The sequence below is a fragment of the Amycolatopsis lexingtonensis genome, assembly GCF_014873755.1.
GTDB classification, from domain to species: Bacteria; Actinomycetota; Actinomycetes; order Mycobacteriales; family Pseudonocardiaceae; genus Amycolatopsis; species Amycolatopsis lexingtonensis.
This window is the reverse complement of sequence record NZ_JADBEG010000001.1, coordinates 4,804,360-4,820,342: the sequence shown is the minus strand read 5'-3', so window position 1 is coordinate 4,820,342 and position 15,983 is coordinate 4,804,360. Positions and strand designations below refer to the sequence as shown.

The window sequence follows — 15,983 nt, the reverse complement described above, 5'->3', positions numbered from 1 at the left end:
TTGACCTTGCCACGGTGTCAACGTTCAACACTGGTCCCGGCGGCCGCATTCCGGCGCCGCCCGGAGCCCAGGGAGCAGCGTTGATCATCGATGCGCACAGCCACGTCCACGACCCGGTGCGCGACCACCTCGCCCTGCTCGACGAGGCCGGGGTGGACCGGGCCGTGCTGTTCGGCACCCGGCCGCACCCCGAACGCGCCACCGATTACGCCTCGCTGCGGCGGGAGCTCGAGGCCGCTGTGACCGCCCACCCGCACCGGTTCCTCGGTTTCGGCAAGCCCGACCTGGCCGAGCCGGCCGCCGACGTCGAGCACTTGGTCGCGCTCGGGTTCCACGGCATCGGCGAGCTGACCCCGCCGCCCGGGGGAGCGGCCGCCGTCGAGCCGGTGCTGCGGGCGGCCACCGACCACGGCGGGCTGCCGGTCTACGTGCACGGGTTCGCCCCGACCACCGCCGCGGACCTGGTGACGCTGGCCGGGCTCGCGCGGCGGTACCCCCGCGTTCCGCTCGTGGTCAGCCAGCTGGGCGGGCTCAACTGGGCTCACCGCCATCGAGCTCGCCCGCGAAACGCCCAGCCTGTACCTGGAGCTGTCGACCGCGAACATGATCTTCGCGGTGCGGCTGGCGATCCACGAAGTCCCGGAGCGCACGCTGTTCGGCTCGGACGCCCCGTACGGCGACCCGGTTCTCGCCCGCGCCACCGTCGAACGCGTGACCCGGCCCGGCGCGCTGCGCGACCGCGTCCTCGGCGGCACGCTCACGGAGCTGCTGGGTCTCTAGAAGTATTGCTGCACCTCGGAAATCGGCGGCAGATCCCCGACGAACCCGAACCGGCCCGCCTTCATCTCCCGTGCACCGTCCACGAAGGACTTGAGCGCGAGCCGGGACAGCGCCGCGCCGATGCTGACCCGCCGGACGCCGATCCCGGCCAGTTGCTCCAGCGTGATCGACGGGTCCGCGAAGCCCATCACGACGTTGACCGGCTTGCCCACCGACGACACCACGGCCCGCATCTGGTCGAGCGTCCGCAGGCCCGGCGCGTACAGCACGTCCGCACCCGCTTCCTCGAACGCCTGCAGGCGCTTGATGGTGTCGTCGAGGTCGTCGATGCCCAGCCACAGGTTCTCGCACCGCGCGGTGAGCACCACCGACCGCGCCCGCGCCACCTCGACCGCGGCCCGCACGCGGTCGACCGCGAGCCCGAACTCGTAGATCGGCTTGCCGAGGTCCCCGGTGTGGTCCTCGATGGACACCCCGGCCGCACCCGCCTCGGCGGCCTCCTCGATCATCTTCGCGGCCTCGACCGGATCGTCGGCGAACCCGTTTTCGAGATCGGCGTTCACCGGCAGCGGCGTCGCCTCGGCGATCTCCCGGACGTTGGCCAGGATCTCCGCCCGGCTGGCGCGGGCCCGCCCCACGACGTTGGCCACACCGAGACTGGTCGTGGCCAGCGCGTCGAAGCCGAGCCCGGCCAGGATCCGGGCGGTCCCGGCATCCCACGGATTCGGCAGCAGCAACGGCGCCGGCCCCTCGTGCAGCGCGCGGAACCGGTCGGCTCGATTCGTCATGGGCTCACCTTGCTCCTCGGCGGGGCCGCGGGCAAATGCACGCCGCGGTGCCGCGCTCGGACTACGAGATCGGCCGAAGTCCCGGTGCTGCTGGACGAGTTCGCGGGCGGCCTGCCCGGCCGCCTGGCTTGGCTTCGACTGCGGCAGCTGCCTCGGTGGCCTGATCGACGACGTACTAATCGCGAACGAAGACGCCGCGCACGAGGGTCTCGCCGGCTTACGACATCGGCCCTCGACGACCCCAAGGTTTTCTTCCGGACCCCGGCGGTGCTGATCCGCGTGCCACCGGCCCGCTGACCGACCGCGAGCACGCGGACTATTCAGTCCGGCGCGCGGGGGTGAGACCGGCGATCGCGTGCGCGATTTCGAACCGCTCGGCCGCACCCAGCCGGTCGTAGATGGCCAGGGCCTCGTGGAGGTAGTCGTGGGTCGCTGTCGTATCACCGAGATCGGCGGCGCACCAGCCGAGGCCTGCGAGCGCCCGTGCTTCCTCGAGCGGAGTGCTGATGTCCCGCGCGACCTCCAGCGCCATCTCGTGCTGGGCCTGGGCGTCTCGTGGCTTCCCGGAAGCGAGGAGCAGCGTGCCCTTGTGGTTGAGCGTCTCCGCGACCCCGAGGTGCTGGCCGAGCATCCGGTAGAGCGCGAGCGCGCGGTCGTGGGATGCCGTCGCGGCCTCGAAGCTCACCGTCGTCGCCTGAGCGGCGCCGAGTTCGTTGAGGGCGATGGCCTGGCCGATGCGATCGCCCGTGTTCTTCGCGATGGCCAGTGCTTCCTGATGCGCTTCGATCGCCTCGGCCGGCTCTCCTTTCGCCCGCAACGCCGTGCCGAGGTTGTTGAGGGCGAGGGCTTGGTGGAACCCGTCGCGGAGATCGCGGTACACGTCGAGGGCCCGCGTGTGGAGGTCGATCGCAGCGGTGTAGTCACCCGTCATCCGTTTCGCCACGCCGAGTTCGTTGACGGCGTCGGCTTGGCCGGTCCGATCCTTGAGCTCGGCGTAAATGTCCCATGCCTTGCTGTGCGCTGAAATCGCCTCGGCGTATTCGCCCTTGACGAGCCGGATGATGCCCAGTTCGTTGAGCGCACAGGCCTCGTCGGTGCGGTCTTTGAGACTGCGGGACAACGAAAGCGCCTTCGTGTACGCCTTCGCAGCTTGGACGTACTCGTCGGTCTGCCGCCATGCCCGTCCCAGCTGCATCAGCGTGCCCACTTGGCCGAGTTCGTGATCCAGGCGATCGTAGATCTCGAGGGCCTGGGACAGCGCGGAAATCGCCGCCGGGTATTCGGCCGTCCGGTGCTGGGCTCGCCCGATGCGGTACAGGGCGTCGGCGGTGTGGAGGTCGTCGCCCAGGCCACGGGCCGCTGCCGCGGCGTCGCGGTGCAGGACGACGGCCTGGTCCCAGGGCCCCACGACGTCCAGGAACGCCGCCGTCGCGGCCGCCAGGCCGACGACCTGCTCCGACAGGGCGTGGGCGGCGGCGTGCCGCGCACACGCGAGCAGGTTCGCGGACTCGGTGTGCATCCACTTCCAGGCGGCGTCGCGCGTGGCCGGCGCGAGGGTGCTCGGCTGGGAGTAGGTGCGCGGCTCGGCCCGAGGCGCGTCCCGCATCAGGTCCTGGGTGATGAACTGGTCCGCGGCAGTCGCTGCGTTCTTGTAGTGGTCGAGGAGCCGGCCGACCGCCTTGTCCCGGTCGTCGGCGGTCTCGTCGTCGACCAGGGTGCGCGAATACTCGCGGACCAGGTCGTGCATGCGGTAGCGCTCGGGCGCGGTTTCGTTGAGCAGGTGGTCGTTGTACAGGTTGTCGAGGTGCGTCCGGGCGTCGTCGACCGGGATGTCGGCGAGCGCCGCGGCGCTGGCGGCTTCGAATTCGGTTCCGGGGTGCAGGCTGATGTAGCGGAAGAAGCGCTGCCGGTCCGCCCGCAGGTTTCGGTACGAAAGGTGGAAGGCGGCGGTCACCGCGACTTCTTCGGCGTGGGTCTGGCGGATGACCCAGTCATGCGATTCGTGCAGCTTCCCGGCCAGGTCTTCGATGGTCCACATCGGGTGGTCCCGCAGCCGTCCGGCCAGCAGGGAGATGGCCAGCGGGAGGTGACCGCACGAGCGGATCACCTCGGCCAGCAGGTCCGACTGCGGCCCGAGCACCTCGCGCCGCGAGAGGCTGGTGAAGAGGTCGGCCACTTCGCGCGCCGGCAACGTGTCCAGGGACAACGTGATGGTCGTGTCGAGCGCTGTCAGCCGGCGCCGGCTGGTCACGAGGACCAGGCATCCCGGCGTCGCAGGCAGCAGCGGCTCGACTTGCCGGTGGCTGTCCGCGTCGTCCAGGACCAGCAGCACGCGCTTGCCGGCGATCCGGTCGCGCCACATCGCGGCCCGGGAGTCGAGGTCGGCGGGAAGGTGCTGGGCGTCGACTCCGACCATGGTGAGCAGGGAGGCCAGCGCGTCGGTCGGGTTGACCGGCGTCTGCCCGGGAGTGTGGGCGTGCAACCGCAGGAACAGCTGAGCGTCCGGGAACCGGTCGACCAGCTGGTGGGCCGCGTGGATGGCGAACGACGTCTTGCCGATCCCCGCCATCCCGTCGATCGCCTGGATGCCGACGACCTGCTGCCCGCCTTCTTCGCGGGCGGCGGTGGCCAGTCTGTTCAGCTCTTCGGCCCGTCCCGTGAACGACGCGGTGTCGCGGGGGAGCGTCCACGTGCTTGCCACTCCGCCCCTGGACCGCTGAGCCGGGATCTTGCTGCGCCGGTCGTCCGCGACCGGCTGGTCCGGCAGGCAGAACCAGCCGATGGTGCTGGTCTCCTTGACCTCCACCGGCAGCCGCTGATAGCTCGCGGGGTGAGCGCCCGGGCAGTGCCGGACCACCTCGTCGAAGAACCAGCCGGAGACGACCATCGCCAGGACGCCGGGCGAACCGGCGAGGGCGTGGCGCAATGGCGCCGAATCGATGAGCCGGAACGTCAAATTGATCGCCGCGCCCGCGAAGCCGTGCTCGTCGAAATGGATCTCGCCCGCGTGCAGCGCCACCCGCAGCCGAATCCGCGCTTCCGGGGCGTGCCGGCCATTGTGTTCCCGCAGCGCCGCGATCAGTTGCCCGGGGAGCGTTTCCGCGAACAGGGATTTCGGCTGGTCCGCCGGGGCCAGGACCATTACGCCGTCGCCACAGTCGTCGGCTTCGCATTTTTCCCACGCGAGCCCAGCGCGGACGAACGCGATTTTCAAGATCTCGTACATGCCGTACCGCACGGCGAGCCGGTGGTCATTCGTCCGCTGCGCGTTTCCGTAACCTTCGACGTCCACGACGAGGATGGTGCGGTGCACGGCCGATCTTGAACGCGTCATCGCACCTTCCTCAGGGGCCGGCGAAACCGTGTTCCCGAAAGACCAGGATCCCCAACCCGCCCGGGTCGGTGCAACCCGACGGTTTCCCGGAACCCGTACCGGATCTCCGCGAAAACCGCTCACGAACTCCACGGATTCACGGCACTATCGAACTGATGACGGACGAAGACTGGCTCCGCGACTTCGAAACCGAGGCCGAACGGCGTAGCCGCCGCGAAGACCCGCCCTGGGAGCGGGGTGCGCGCCTGCACCCCGACGTCGCGAAAAGCCTCCAGCGGTTTCAGGTCGGTGAGGCCGGCGACGGTGCCAACCTCGTCGCGAAAGCCGGTGGCGGCGACTACCTCGCAGCCGTGAAGCTCTTCGTCGCCGAGGAGCAGAACCACGCGCGGATGCTCGCCGAGTTGCTGGCCGCCGCGGGGGTGCCGACCATCGGGAAGCACTGGTCCGACACCGTGTTCGTCCGGTTGCGGCGGGCGCTCGGGCTGCGGATGGAACTCATGGTGCTGCTCATCGCCGAGGTCGTCGCGCTGCGGTACTACCGCGCCCTGCGAGATGGCGCCGGCGACCCGCTCGTCACCGAAGTCGCCGCGCGGATCCTCGCCGACGAAGAGCGGCACGTGCCCTTCCACTGCCACCGGCTTCGCGGCGGGTTCGCCAAGCCGGTGCGGGCCGTCGTGTTCGGAGCGTGGCGGCTCCTGCTGACCGGAGTCGCGATCACCGTCGCCGTCGACCACGGGGGTGCGCTGCGGGCGCTCGGCGTCGGGCGGCGGGAGTTTGCCGCGGAGGTGCTAGCCGCCTTCGACGTCGCCCTCGCGGGGCTCCAGTAGACCGGCCAGCTGCTTCAATGCCGCCGTAAGCCGCTCCACCGGCACCCCTCGCGACGTCTGGTGCAGGAACAGTTCCGGCGCCAGCGGAGCCAGCAGCACGTCCGCCAGCACCTCCGGATCCGCAGCCCCCGCCGCCTCCGCCAAGACCCGGACGTGCGTGCGCCAGAACCTGTACGCGCCCGTCGTGAACCGCGAATGGCCGACCTCCGCCCCCAGCACCAGCGGTGCGTGCCGCGCCAGCAACTCCACCATCGCCTCGTAGAACGCCGCCAGCCGCTCGGCCGGGGGAGCGCCGGGGCCCAGCGGGGGGTCGCCGCGGAGCAACGACTCCTGCAGGCGGCGCTCGTGCTCGTCCAGCAGCGCCACCGCGATCGCCGCGCGGTCCGGGTAGCGGCGGTACAGCGTGCCGCGGCCGACGCCGGCTGCGCGGGCGATGTCCTCCATCGTCACCTCGGCCGCGCCGCGGGTGGTGAACAGGCGCTCGGCCGCCGCCAGGATCTTGGCGCGGTTGCGGGCCGCGTCGGCGCGTTCGGGCATGTCCGTGAGCCTAGGGAATAAGCGGACGGGGCGTCCAGTTGGAGGCAAGTGGACAAGGCGTCCACTTGAGGAGGAACCGTGACCCACCTGCTGCACCTCGACTCCAGCGCCCGCCGCCGGTCGTTCTCGCGGGAGCTGTCCGCCCGCTACGCCGCCGCCTGGGACGGCACCCGGACCTACCGCGACCTCGCCGCCGAGCCCGTGCCGGTGATCGGCGAGGCCTGGACCGAGATCTGCGACGCGCTGCTCGCGAAGGGGATCACCGACCCCGAGCGCTACGCCGAGGTCGTCGAAACGCCCGGACAGCAGAAGGCCTGGGCCGTCGTCGAGCCGCTCTTGGCCGAACTGCTCGAAGCCGACGTCGTCCTGATCGGCGCCCCGATGTACAACTTCTCGATCCCGGCCGCGCTCAAGGCCTGGATCGACCAGGTGACGTTCCCGCGCATGTCCCTCAAGGGCAAGACGTTCGTCATCGCCGGCGCCCGCGGCGGGACCTACGCCGAGGGCACGCCGCGAGCCCCCTTCGACCACCACGAGCGGTACCTGCGGGACTTCATCGCCGGGCACTACGACGTCGACGACGTCCGGTTCGTGCACGCCGAACTCACCAACGCCCTGGTCGACCCGCACCTCGCCGCGCGTGACGGCGAGCGGGCCGCGTCGCTCGAAGCGGCCCGGAAGGCGCTCTGATGGGCTGGGTGACGCTCGTCTTCGCCGGGCTCGTCGAGATCGCCTGGTCGCAGAGCATCAAGCCGACGGAGAACTTCACGCGGCCGTGGCCGACGCTCCTGTGCTTCGTGCTCGGCGCGGCCGCCGTCTACCTGCTTTCGCGCGCGATGGACACCGTCCCGGTGGGCACGGCCTACGCCGTGTTCACCGGGATCGGTGCCGTCGGGGCGATCGTGCTCGGCGTCGTCGTCAACAAGGACCCGCTGAGCGTCGGCCGGGTGGCCGCGCTGGCCCTGGTCGTCGGCGGCGTCGTGCTCGCGCGGGTCACTTCGTGAGCTGCTCCCACAGGAACTCGAACACCAGCGCCCACTTGAACGCCAGCTGCTCGTTGTCCGCCGCGGCGCCGTGGCCGCCCTCGATGTTCTCGTGATACCGGACGTCGTGCCCCTGCTCACGCATCCGCGCCACCATCTTGCGGGCGTGGGCGGGGTGCACGCGGTCGTCGCGCGTCGACGTCACGAACAGCGAGGGCGGGTACGTACGTCCACTGTGGACGTTCTGGTACGGCGAGTACTTCGCGATGTACTCCCATTCCGCGGCCTCGTCCGGGTCGCCGTACTCGGCCATCCAGGACGCGCCGGCCAGCAGCAGGTGGTAGCGGCGCATGTCCAGCAGCGGCACCTGGCTGACGATCGCGCCGAACCGCTCCGGGTAGCGCGTCAGCATGACGCCCATCAGCAGCCCGCCGTTGCTGCCGCCCTGGATCCCCAGCTTCGACGGCGTCGTGATGCCCCGCGAAACCAGGTCCGCGGCCACCGCCGCGAAGTCCTCGTACACGCGGTGACGCTGCGCCTTGATCGCCTGCGTGTGCCAGCCCGGCCCGTACTCGCCGCCGCCGCGGATGTTCGCGACGACGTACGTGCCGCCGCGCGAGAGCCAGCCGCGGCCGATCATCCCGCTGTAGGACGGCGTCAGCGACACCTCGAAGCCGCCGTACCCGGTCAGCAGCGTCGGGCCGCCTTCCGCGCCGGACGGCCGGACGACGAAGTACGGGATCTTCGTGCCGTCCTCCGACGTCGCGAAGTACTGCGCGACGCTCATGCCCGAAGCGTCGAAGAACGCCGGAGCCTGCTTCAGGACTTCGACCTCTTCGCCGACGTGGCCGTAGCTCAGCGTCGACGGCTGGAGGAAGCCGCTGGAGTTGATCAGGTACTCGTCGCTGACGTCGGGATCGGTGTCGAAGATGTCCGCGCTGCCGAACTCCGGGCCGCCGGAAAGGGGCTCCTCGGTCCAGCCGTCCGGCCCCGGCGTGAGGGTGCGCAGCTCGGTGCGGACGTCGCGCAGCGTGCCCAGCAGCAGGTGGTTGCGCGTCCAGGCCCAGTAGTCGAGCGACGTGCGGTCGTCGGGTGTGAAGAGCGTGGCGAAGGCGCGGTCGCCGGCCAGGAAGTCGTCGAACCGGATGCCGATCAGTGAACCCGCCGGGTGCTCGGTGCCGCCGACCGACCACGCCGTCCGCGGCCGCACCAGCAGCCATTCGCGGTGCACGGACGCGCTCGCGTCGTCCGGGACGTCGATCTTGACCAGCGCTTCGGGCGTCCGCAGGTACAGCTCGGAGCGGTAGAAGTCGATCGCACGGCTGACGAAGTCGCGCTCGAAGCCCTCGGTCGGGTCGTGCGACGCGCCGATCGAGACGTCGTCCGGCTTGCCCTCGTAGACCGTGACGGCTTCTTCGAGCGGCGTGCCGCGGCGCCACTCCTTCGCCAGCCGCGGGTAGCCCGAGCTGGTCAGCGTGCCGGGGCCGAAGTCCGTTCCGAGGTAGACGCGGTCCTCGTCGATCCAGCCGATCCGCGTCTTCGCCTCCGGCACGGTGAAGCCGTCCTCGACGAACTCGTGCGCGTCGAGGTCGAACTCGCGCACGACGGTGGCGTCCGCGCCGCCGCGGGACAGCTCGACCAGGCCGCGCCGGTAGCCAGGGCGCAGCACGGTGGCGCCCTGCCAGACCCAGTTCTCGCCCTCGGCCTCGGCCAGCGCGTCGACGTCGAGCAGCAGTTCCCACTCGGGTTCGGCCTGGCGGTAGGACTCCAGCGTCGTCCGCCGCCACAGGCCGCGCGGGTGGCTCGCGTCCTGCCAGAAGTTGTAGAGGAACTCGCCGCGGCGGCGCACGTACGGGATGCGGTCGTCGGCGTCGAGCACTTCGCGCAGCTCGTCACGCACCTCGGCGAAGCGCGCTCCGGTGGTCAGCTCGGCCAGCGTCTCACCGTTGCGGGCGCGCACCCAGTCCAGCGCGTCGTCGCCGGTCACGTCTTCGAGCCACAGGTACGGGTCCTCCACACTCATGCCCCCAGTCTTGCCCGAGCGCGGCCCGGACGGCCACCGGATGGCGTTTTCGTTTCGTGATCCCCGCCTCCCGGGTGATCCGTATGCTGGTGCCACCGAGCAGGGGGAGACCGTGAACGACGCCGAGCCGTCACCGCCGGGGACGGACCGGCCGCCCGAGCCCGCGTGGGCACCGGAGCCGAACCCGTGGGCGCCGAACTGGGCCGCCGCGCCGCCCATCCCCATCGCCCCGCCGCACAACCGCCTCTGGGGTGCTGTCGGTGGCGTCCTGGTCGTCGTGCTGACCATCTCCCTGATCGCGGCCACCATCCCGCGGCGGGTGGACGGGCGCGCCTTCGCCGCCCAGGGCGCCGACACCGGCCGGGCCTACGGCGGCACCGGCTCGTCGAAGGCGAAACCCGTCCCGGAGCTGGCCCGCAACCCGCTGCTCGGCGCCGGCATCGGCCCGGGCCCCGCCACCTGCTCCCTGCCCGACCTCGGCCGTGCCCCCGACCAGCTCAAGGCCTACTACCGGGCGCTGGTGGACTGCCTCGAACAGTCGTGGCGGCCCGCGCTGGAGAAGGCGAACGAGCCGACGCTGACCGCGACCGTGTCGGTGACGCTGCCCGAGCACAGCGCGTGCGGCGACGCGCCGACGGAGAACGAAGCCGTCGCCTACTACTGCGGCGGCGACACCACGATCTACGCCCCGACCGACTGGATGCTGGCGGACGCCGGGCTCAACAAGGCCCGGCACATCGCGACGATCGCCCACGAATACGGCCACCACGTGCAGCGCGAGAGCGGCATCCTGTCGGCGGCGGCGGACAAGATGACGTCGCCGAACGAGGACAGCGCCGCCGACAAGGAGGTCGTGCGCCGGATCGAGCTGCAGGCCAACTGCTTCGGCGCGCTCTTCCTGGCGGCCGTGGCCGGCTCGGGCTCGATCAGCCGGTCGCTGGCGAACGCCGCCGTCGCCGACTACGGCCGGGCCAACGACAGCGACACCCACGGCTCCCGCGCGCACCAGCTGTCCTGGGCGAAGGCGGGCTACGACGGCAAAGCGACGAAGGCGTGCGACACCTGGAGCGCCCCGGTCGCCGAGGTCAGCTGACCGTCCACGCGGGATCGCGGCCGAGCAGGGCCAGGAACCGGTCCAGTTCGCTCGCGTCCGCGGGAACGTCGACGCTGCGGGCGAACGAGTTGTTCTTCTCGCGCCCTTCGTCCGGGATCCGCTCGGCGAGCTTGAGGGCGACGTGCACGGCTTCGGCGTCCGGCTCGTAGGGCAGGCCCAGCGTGCGGGCCAGGTCCCAGCCGTGCGCGACCGTGTCGACCAGGTGCATGTGGGCGGCGACCGGGCCGGGGAACGTGCCGAAGTGGTTGATCGTGAGCTGCCGCTCCAGCACGGCGTCGTCGGCGAAGGCGTCGAGGAAGTCGTCGACGGACGCCTGGTACGCGGCTCGGGCGTCGGCGCCGAGTTCACCGGCGTCCCAGTCCGGCGCCGAGCCTTCGCGGGCGGCGGTCGCGAAGGCGTGGTTCTCGCTGACCTGGTGGCGCAGCAGGTCGGCCAGCGTCCAGCCCGCGCACGGCGTGGGACGGGCGAGGTCGGCGGAAGTGACGGCGGCGACGATCTTGTCGAGGACGAGCAGGGCGCGGCGGTCGAGTTCGCGGAGATCCATGCTTCGCACGCTAGGCGGGCCAGCGGACCACGCACAGTGCCAAATCTGTGGAGAGTCCGGTGGGCCAATCTAGACTGGCGCCGGTGGAGGTCCACATCGACCTGACCGGCACGCGCGGGCACCGCGACGCGATCTACCGGCAGCTCCGCGCGGCGATCCTGGCCGGCCGGATCCGGCCCGGCGAGGCCCTGCCGCCGACCCGCGAGCTCGCCCAGCGGCTGGCGGTCTCCCGGACGACGGTCAGCGCGGCCTACGACCGGCTCACCGCCGAGGGCTTCCTGACCGGCCGAGTCGGCGCCGGCACGTTCGTCACGGCGTCCGCGGCGGCGCGCCCGGAGCCGTCACCCGTGTCCGGCGTACGGCCGCTGCCGGAGTGGGACGCCGTCCCGCCGCCCCCGGCGCCGTTCGCCCCGGCGCCGGAGTTCGACTTCCGGCCCGGCGTCCCGGACCTGACCCGGTTCCCGTTCGACACCTGGCGGCGGCTGGTCACGCAGCGGCTGCGTGCCGGCCAAGCCGACCTGATGACCTACGGCGACCCGCAGGGGCTGGCGTCGCTGCGCGAGGAGATCGCGCGGCACGCCGGGGTGTCGCGGGACGTCCGGGCGAGCGCGGCGCAGGTCGTCGTCACCGCGGGCGCGCAGCAGACGACCGACCTGGTCGCGCGGGTGCTGCTGCGCGAGGGCGACCTCGCCGCCGTCGAGGACCCCGGCTACCCGCCGCCGCGGCTGGTGCTCGCCGCCCGCGGCGTCCGGGTCGCGCCGGTTCCGGTGGACGCGTCGGGCATCGTCGTGCGCGAGATCCCGGCGGGGACGCGGCTGGTGTACGTGACGCCATCGCACCAGTACCCGCTGGGGCTGTCGATGTCGCTGGAGCGCCGGCTCGAGCTGCTCGACTGGGCCGAGCGGAACGACGCGGTGCTCGTCGAGGACGACTACGACACCGAGTTCCGCTACACCGGGCGGCCGCTGGAACCGTTGCACAGCCTCGATTCCCGGGGCCGGGTCGTCTACGTCGGCTCGTTCTCGAAGGTGCTTTCGCCCGCGCTGCGGCTGGGTTTCCTCATCGCGCCGCCGTCGCTCGTGCCCGCCTTGGTGAAGGCCCGGTACCTGACCGACTGGCACGCGCCGAACGTCGAGCAGGCGGCGCTGGCGGCGTTCATGGCCGAAGGCGGCTTCGCCCGGCACGTCCGGCGGATGCGGAAGATCTACCGCGAGCGACACGAGCTGTTGTCCCGGTCGCTGGCTTCGTTCGCGGACTTCCTGACGCCGCTGCCGTCCACCGCCGGCCTGCACCTGAGCGCGACCGCCGCTTCGGATTGCGGCCCGCTGGTCCGCGCGGCCCGGCGCCACGGCGTACGGCTGTACTCGTTGGGGGACTTCGGGGTGGGGGAGCGGCGGCACGGGCTGGTGTTCGGTTACGGTGCGGTCCCGGCCGAGCGGATCGAGCCGGGACTGGCCCGGCTGCGGGCGCTGGCGGACGAGGGAGCGGCATGACCGACGACGTGATGGTGGCGATCGACGCCGGCCTGCGGCAGCACATCGGCGGCGACCGCGCCGGCGCTTACGCGACCTTCACGGCGCTGTGGGACTCGATCGGCCCGGACGGCGACCCGCTGCACCGCGTCGCACTCGCCCACCACATGGCCGACGTCTGCGACGACCCGGCCGAAGAGCTCGAGTGGGACTTGCGCGCGCTGGCGGCGGCGGATTCCCTGACGGATTCGCGGGCCCAGGAGTACCACGCGTCCCTGGCGGTGCGCGGGTTCTACCCGTCGCTGCACCTCAACCTGGGCGAGGACTACCGCAAACTGGGTGACCTGGCGGCCGCCCGCGAACAGCTGGCCCTGGCCCGCGCCCGCCTCGACGCGCTTTGCGACGACGACTACGCGGCCGGAATCCGGTCGGCACTGGACGGCTTGGCCGAACGCCTCGGCTGAATCGGTTCGAATACCACGAACACGCCCCGTTTGCCGGACTTTCGCGCGGTGCCGGGGGGACCTACCCTGTGGTGATCCAGCTCACCGACGGGAAGGATCGCCATGCGGATTGCGGATCTGCTGCGCACGAAGGGGACGGCGGTCGCGACGGTCACCCCGGACACCACGGTGACCACACTGCTGACCGGCCTGGCCGAACACAACGTGGGCGCGATGGTGGTCGTCGCCCCCGACGGCTCGATCGCGGGCATCGTCTCCGAACGCGACGTCGTCCGGCGGCTGAACGAGCGCGGCCCGGCTCTCCTCGACGGCGCGGTCTCGGAGATCATGACGAAGCTGGTGGCGAGCTGTTCCCCGGACGACTCGGTGGACCAGCTGTCGGTGCTGATGACCGAGCGGCGCATCCGCCACGTCCCGGTGGTGGCCGACGGGCGGCTGGCCGGGATCGTGTCCATCGGGGACGTCGTGAAGAACCGCATGGAACAGCTGGAGCAGAGCCAGGAACAGCTGCAGAACTACATCGCACAGGGTTGACGCCCGCGTTCGTGGGGTCCGGCCGGTCCGAACGGGCCGGCCGGACCCGTTCGTCTCGCTATGCTTGCTCGTCGCAAGCCACGAGACACAGGGGGAGAAGTGGTCTCCGCACCGGACGCCGCCGTCGCGCAGTCGCCCGCCGAAAAGCTGATCCACCTCGATCACGAGATCAGAGGGCTGGAGTACGAGCTCTTCGTGGCCCGGCGCCGGAAGCGCTGGGGGAACGTCTTCGTCGTCGCGGGTCCGCTCCTGCTGGTCGCGCTGTGGATCGTCAGCGGGTTCTCCCGGTTCGACATCCGGTCCGCGAACTCCCAGATCTCCACCGTGGTGGGGCTCGCCGGGCTGGCGCTGCTGCTCAAGGGGTGCCACCTCAAGTTCCGGCCCGGCGGGCCCGCCACCTTCAACGGCCGAGACTTCTTCGGTGACCGCAAGCTCGAAGCCGATCTGGAGCTGGAACTGACCCTGCTGCGCGACAAGCGCAAGCTGTCGGTCAGCGAGGGCGAGCTGACTCTCAAGCAGCGACGGCTCGCCTACAAAGCCGAAGCCTTTTCCGACGTCGATCGGTTCCGCGCGGAGAACAAGCGGTACCGGCGGATCCAGAACGCGCTGCAAGGCGTCCTCATCATCGGTTCACTGGCCACGACGGCGATCGCCGGGATCTCGCTGATCTCGCCACTGGCGAAGTGGGGCACCATGGTGACGAGCTTCCTGGTCGGCATCGCCAGCGGGTTCATCGCCGCCTTCAAGTACCGCGAGCGCGGGGCCTACCTGCAGCAGACCGCGGACGCCATCGAGTCCGAATGGGAAGCTTTCGACCTCGGAATCGGCCGGTACAAGCACTACGGCTCCGATGCGGAGGCGCAGGAGAAGGCGCTCGGGGACTTCGCCGAGGAGGTCTACCGCTTGAAGACGGAGCAGAAGAAGCGGGAACAGAACCTCGACCAGCCGCCGTCCGACGAGCGGTCCGGCCCCGCGGCCGGCGGCTGAGCGGAATTCACTCCCGCCACCCCGCCAGCTCCACGCCCTTCGCCACGTCGACCCGGTAGGACAGCTTCACCTCACCCGTCTCCCCGGCCGCCAGCTCCAGCTTCCACGTGAACTCGCCCATCGCCGAAGTCTCCACCGGCTCCGGCGAAGTCTTCACGTCCTTCACCGTGATTCCGTCGTCCCGGGAAACCGGCGCCTGGTCCAGCACCGTCACCGAAGCCGGCCGGGGACTGTGGTTCCCCACCGAAATCCGGTACTCCGCCTCACGGCGCTTCTGCCCCGACAACGCCGCCTTCGAAGCCGTCCGGCGCACCAGCTCCCGCTCCACCCGGATCCGGTCGTCGACGCCCAGCGCCAGCTCCAGTTCCTCGCCGGGCGCCCACGGCTCGAGCACGGTCGTCCCCACGAACTCCGCCTCGTGGAACACCGAAGCGCGCCCGGACAGCAGAGCGTGGTCCGAGGAATTGACCACGACGGCCCGCAGATAAGCCTCCTCGGCCAGCACCGGCGCGGTCACGTACCCCAGGACAGCCGAAAGCGAAAGCTGCGCCAGCGTCGTCCGATGCCCCTGCGCCCCGGACGGCACCGCCACCGGACGCGAAGGCCGGTACGTCACCGCCGTCGTCCCCTGCTCGACCGAAGCCAGCTTCGGCGCCATCGGAGCCGCGGCCAACGCGGCGAAACCGCGCATCCGCGCGCCTTCCGGAATGCCGCCACCCGAACCGCCGTACGCGGCCGCGGGGGCCGCCGGTACCGGGTGCACCCGGTCCAGGTACCACGGCGAAAGCTCCGGTACCACCACCGAAACCGCCGGCCGCGCCGTCGACAACGCCAGCTCGCACTCGGGCCAATCCTCGCCGGTGTGCTGGCTGACCAGGCCGTACGACACCACCGTGACCTCGGTCCCGCGCACCCGGATGTCGTAGCCCGGTTCCCAGCTCGCGCCGGGGACCACATAGGACAGTTCCAGCTCCGCCGAACCGGTCGGATCCGAGATCTCCAGCTCCACCACCACCGACGTGCTGTCCTCTTCGGACCGCGCGCTGTGCGCCTCGATCCGCCGGTCGAGGGCCGCGAGGTCGTCGCGCAGCCGGGTGATCCGGTCCGAGAGCACCCGCCGTGCCTTCAACGCCGAAGCCAGCCGCGCACTCAGCGCGTCGGTCACCTCGGCTACTCGCGTGGGTTCCGCGGTTCCCGCGGCCAGCGCCTTCGCGAAACTGCCCCCGCTCCGCTTCGCCAGCGAAGTCAGCAGCTCCACCTTCATCGTTTCGGCCGCTTCGTCGTCCACGACGCCGTCGAGCGTGGCCTGATCCGCCTGCCGCTGCTCGACGAGGGCGCGCAACGCCGCGTCGGCGGGGGAGGCGTGCCGGTCGGTCCGCACGTCCACCCCGGTGATCAGCGCCGGGCCCGTGCCGGTGACGCGCACCGAGGCCGGGTCGAGGGCCAGGGGCAGGCCCGCGAACGTCAGGCGCGGCCCGCCGTCGAGCGGCGCGTTGCCCCGGCGGGTGATCCGGGCCTGCTGCGGGTAGACGGTCACGGCGGCGATCGGCGCTTCCACGGTCGGCATGCCTCCGACGTTAGTCTCTTGACACCCGC

Annotated in this window: 16 protein-coding genes; 9 read left to right on the top strand and 7 right to left on the bottom strand. The window is 71.3% G+C overall.

Going from position 1 to position 15,983, the window contains the following annotated elements:
• Positions 1-17: 17 nt before the first annotated feature.
• A complete protein-coding gene (locus H4696_RS50260; protein ID WP_211299640.1) occupies positions 18-605 on the bottom strand; it encodes a hypothetical protein in 588 nt (195 codons plus the stop codon).
• Here H4696_RS50260 and H4696_RS50255 point away from each other — a divergent pair.
• Positions 604-780, top strand: coding sequence for an amidohydrolase family protein (locus tag H4696_RS50255; protein ID WP_211299641.1), 177 nt, complete (start codon positions 604-606; stop codon positions 778-780). The two genes, H4696_RS50260 and H4696_RS50255, sit on opposite strands and share 2 nt — an antisense overlap.
• Here the strand turns inward: H4696_RS50255 and H4696_RS21435 are convergent.
• Positions 777-1,568 (bottom strand): isocitrate lyase/PEP mutase family protein, encoded by a 792-nt coding sequence (locus H4696_RS21435; protein WP_086857925.1) that lies wholly within the window; start codon positions 1,566-1,568, stop codon positions 777-779. The genes H4696_RS50255 and H4696_RS21435 overlap by 4 nt on opposite strands.
• A gap of 316 nt (positions 1,569-1,884) precedes the next feature.
• Positions 1,885-4,902, bottom strand: coding sequence for an ATP-binding protein (locus H4696_RS21430; RefSeq protein ID WP_086857926.1), 3,018 nt, complete (start codon positions 4,900-4,902; stop codon positions 1,885-1,887).
• A gap of 155 nt (positions 4,903-5,057) precedes the next feature.
• Between H4696_RS21430 and H4696_RS21425 the strand changes: the two genes are divergently transcribed.
• Positions 5,058-5,729: a ferritin-like domain-containing protein gene (locus H4696_RS21425; protein ID WP_086857927.1), complete on the top strand. Its 672-nt coding sequence runs from the start codon at positions 5,058-5,060 to the stop codon at positions 5,727-5,729.
• Here H4696_RS21425 and H4696_RS21420 read toward each other — a convergent pair.
• Positions 5,691-6,266 (bottom strand): TetR/AcrR family transcriptional regulator, encoded by a 576-nt coding sequence (locus tag H4696_RS21420; RefSeq protein WP_086857928.1) that lies wholly within the window; start codon positions 6,264-6,266, stop codon positions 5,691-5,693. The genes H4696_RS21425 and H4696_RS21420 overlap by 39 nt on opposite strands.
• Before the next feature lie 78 nt (positions 6,267-6,344).
• Between H4696_RS21420 and H4696_RS21415 the strand changes: the two genes are divergently transcribed.
• Entirely contained in the window at positions 6,345-6,956 is a 612-nt protein-coding gene (locus H4696_RS21415; protein WP_169734902.1) for an FMN-dependent NADH-azoreductase, read from the top strand.
• A complete protein-coding gene (locus H4696_RS21410) occupies positions 6,956-7,270 on the top strand; it encodes a DMT family transporter (protein ID WP_086857929.1) in 315 nt (104 codons plus the stop codon). The genes H4696_RS21415 and H4696_RS21410 overlap by 1 nt, the downstream gene beginning before the upstream one ends.
• Here the strand turns inward: H4696_RS21410 and H4696_RS21405 are convergent.
• On the bottom strand, positions 7,260-9,272 hold the full coding sequence (locus tag H4696_RS21405) for a prolyl oligopeptidase family serine peptidase (protein ID WP_086857930.1): 2,013 nt from the start codon (positions 9,270-9,272) through the stop codon (positions 7,260-7,262). The genes H4696_RS21410 and H4696_RS21405 overlap by 11 nt on opposite strands.
• Before the next feature lie 112 nt (positions 9,273-9,384).
• Between H4696_RS21405 and H4696_RS21400 the strand changes: the two genes are divergently transcribed.
• The gene (locus tag H4696_RS21400) at positions 9,385-10,365 is read left to right on the top strand and encodes a neutral zinc metallopeptidase (protein WP_086857931.1); all 981 of its coding nucleotides are present in this window, start codon (positions 9,385-9,387) and stop codon (positions 10,363-10,365) included.
• On the opposite strand, the gene H4696_RS21395 is transcribed toward H4696_RS21400, so the two are convergent.
• On the bottom strand, positions 10,358-10,930 hold the full coding sequence (locus H4696_RS21395) for a TIGR03086 family metal-binding protein (protein ID WP_169734903.1): 573 nt from the start codon (positions 10,928-10,930) through the stop codon (positions 10,358-10,360). The genes H4696_RS21400 and H4696_RS21395 overlap by 8 nt on opposite strands.
• A gap of 83 nt (positions 10,931-11,013) precedes the next feature.
• Here H4696_RS21395 and pdxR point away from each other — a divergent pair, with 83 nt between their 5' ends.
• From pdxR to H4696_RS21375, 4 genes are all read left to right on the top strand, one after another.
• A complete protein-coding gene (pdxR, locus tag H4696_RS21390) occupies positions 11,014-12,423 on the top strand; it encodes a MocR-like pyridoxine biosynthesis transcription factor PdxR (RefSeq protein WP_086857933.1) in 1,410 nt (469 codons plus the stop codon).
• The gene (locus H4696_RS21385) at positions 12,420-12,866 is read left to right on the top strand and encodes a hypothetical protein (protein WP_086857934.1); all 447 of its coding nucleotides are present in this window, start codon (positions 12,420-12,422) and stop codon (positions 12,864-12,866) included. The genes pdxR and H4696_RS21385 overlap by 4 nt, the downstream gene beginning before the upstream one ends.
• A gap of 102 nt (positions 12,867-12,968) precedes the next feature.
• The gene (locus H4696_RS21380; protein ID WP_086857935.1) at positions 12,969-13,400 is read left to right on the top strand and encodes a CBS domain-containing protein; all 432 of its coding nucleotides are present in this window, start codon (positions 12,969-12,971) and stop codon (positions 13,398-13,400) included.
• A 99-nt stretch (positions 13,401-13,499) separates the two neighbouring features.
• Positions 13,500-14,387, top strand: coding sequence for an SLATT domain-containing protein (locus H4696_RS21375; RefSeq protein WP_211299642.1), 888 nt, complete (start codon positions 13,500-13,502; stop codon positions 14,385-14,387).
• A 7-nt stretch (positions 14,388-14,394) separates the two neighbouring features.
• Here H4696_RS21375 and H4696_RS21370 read toward each other — a convergent pair whose 3' ends face one another.
• Positions 14,395-15,954, bottom strand: a complete 1,560-nt coding sequence (locus tag H4696_RS21370; protein WP_086857937.1) for a DUF4139 domain-containing protein — start codon at positions 15,952-15,954, stop codon at positions 14,395-14,397.
• Positions 15,955-15,983 lie beyond the last annotated feature (29 nt).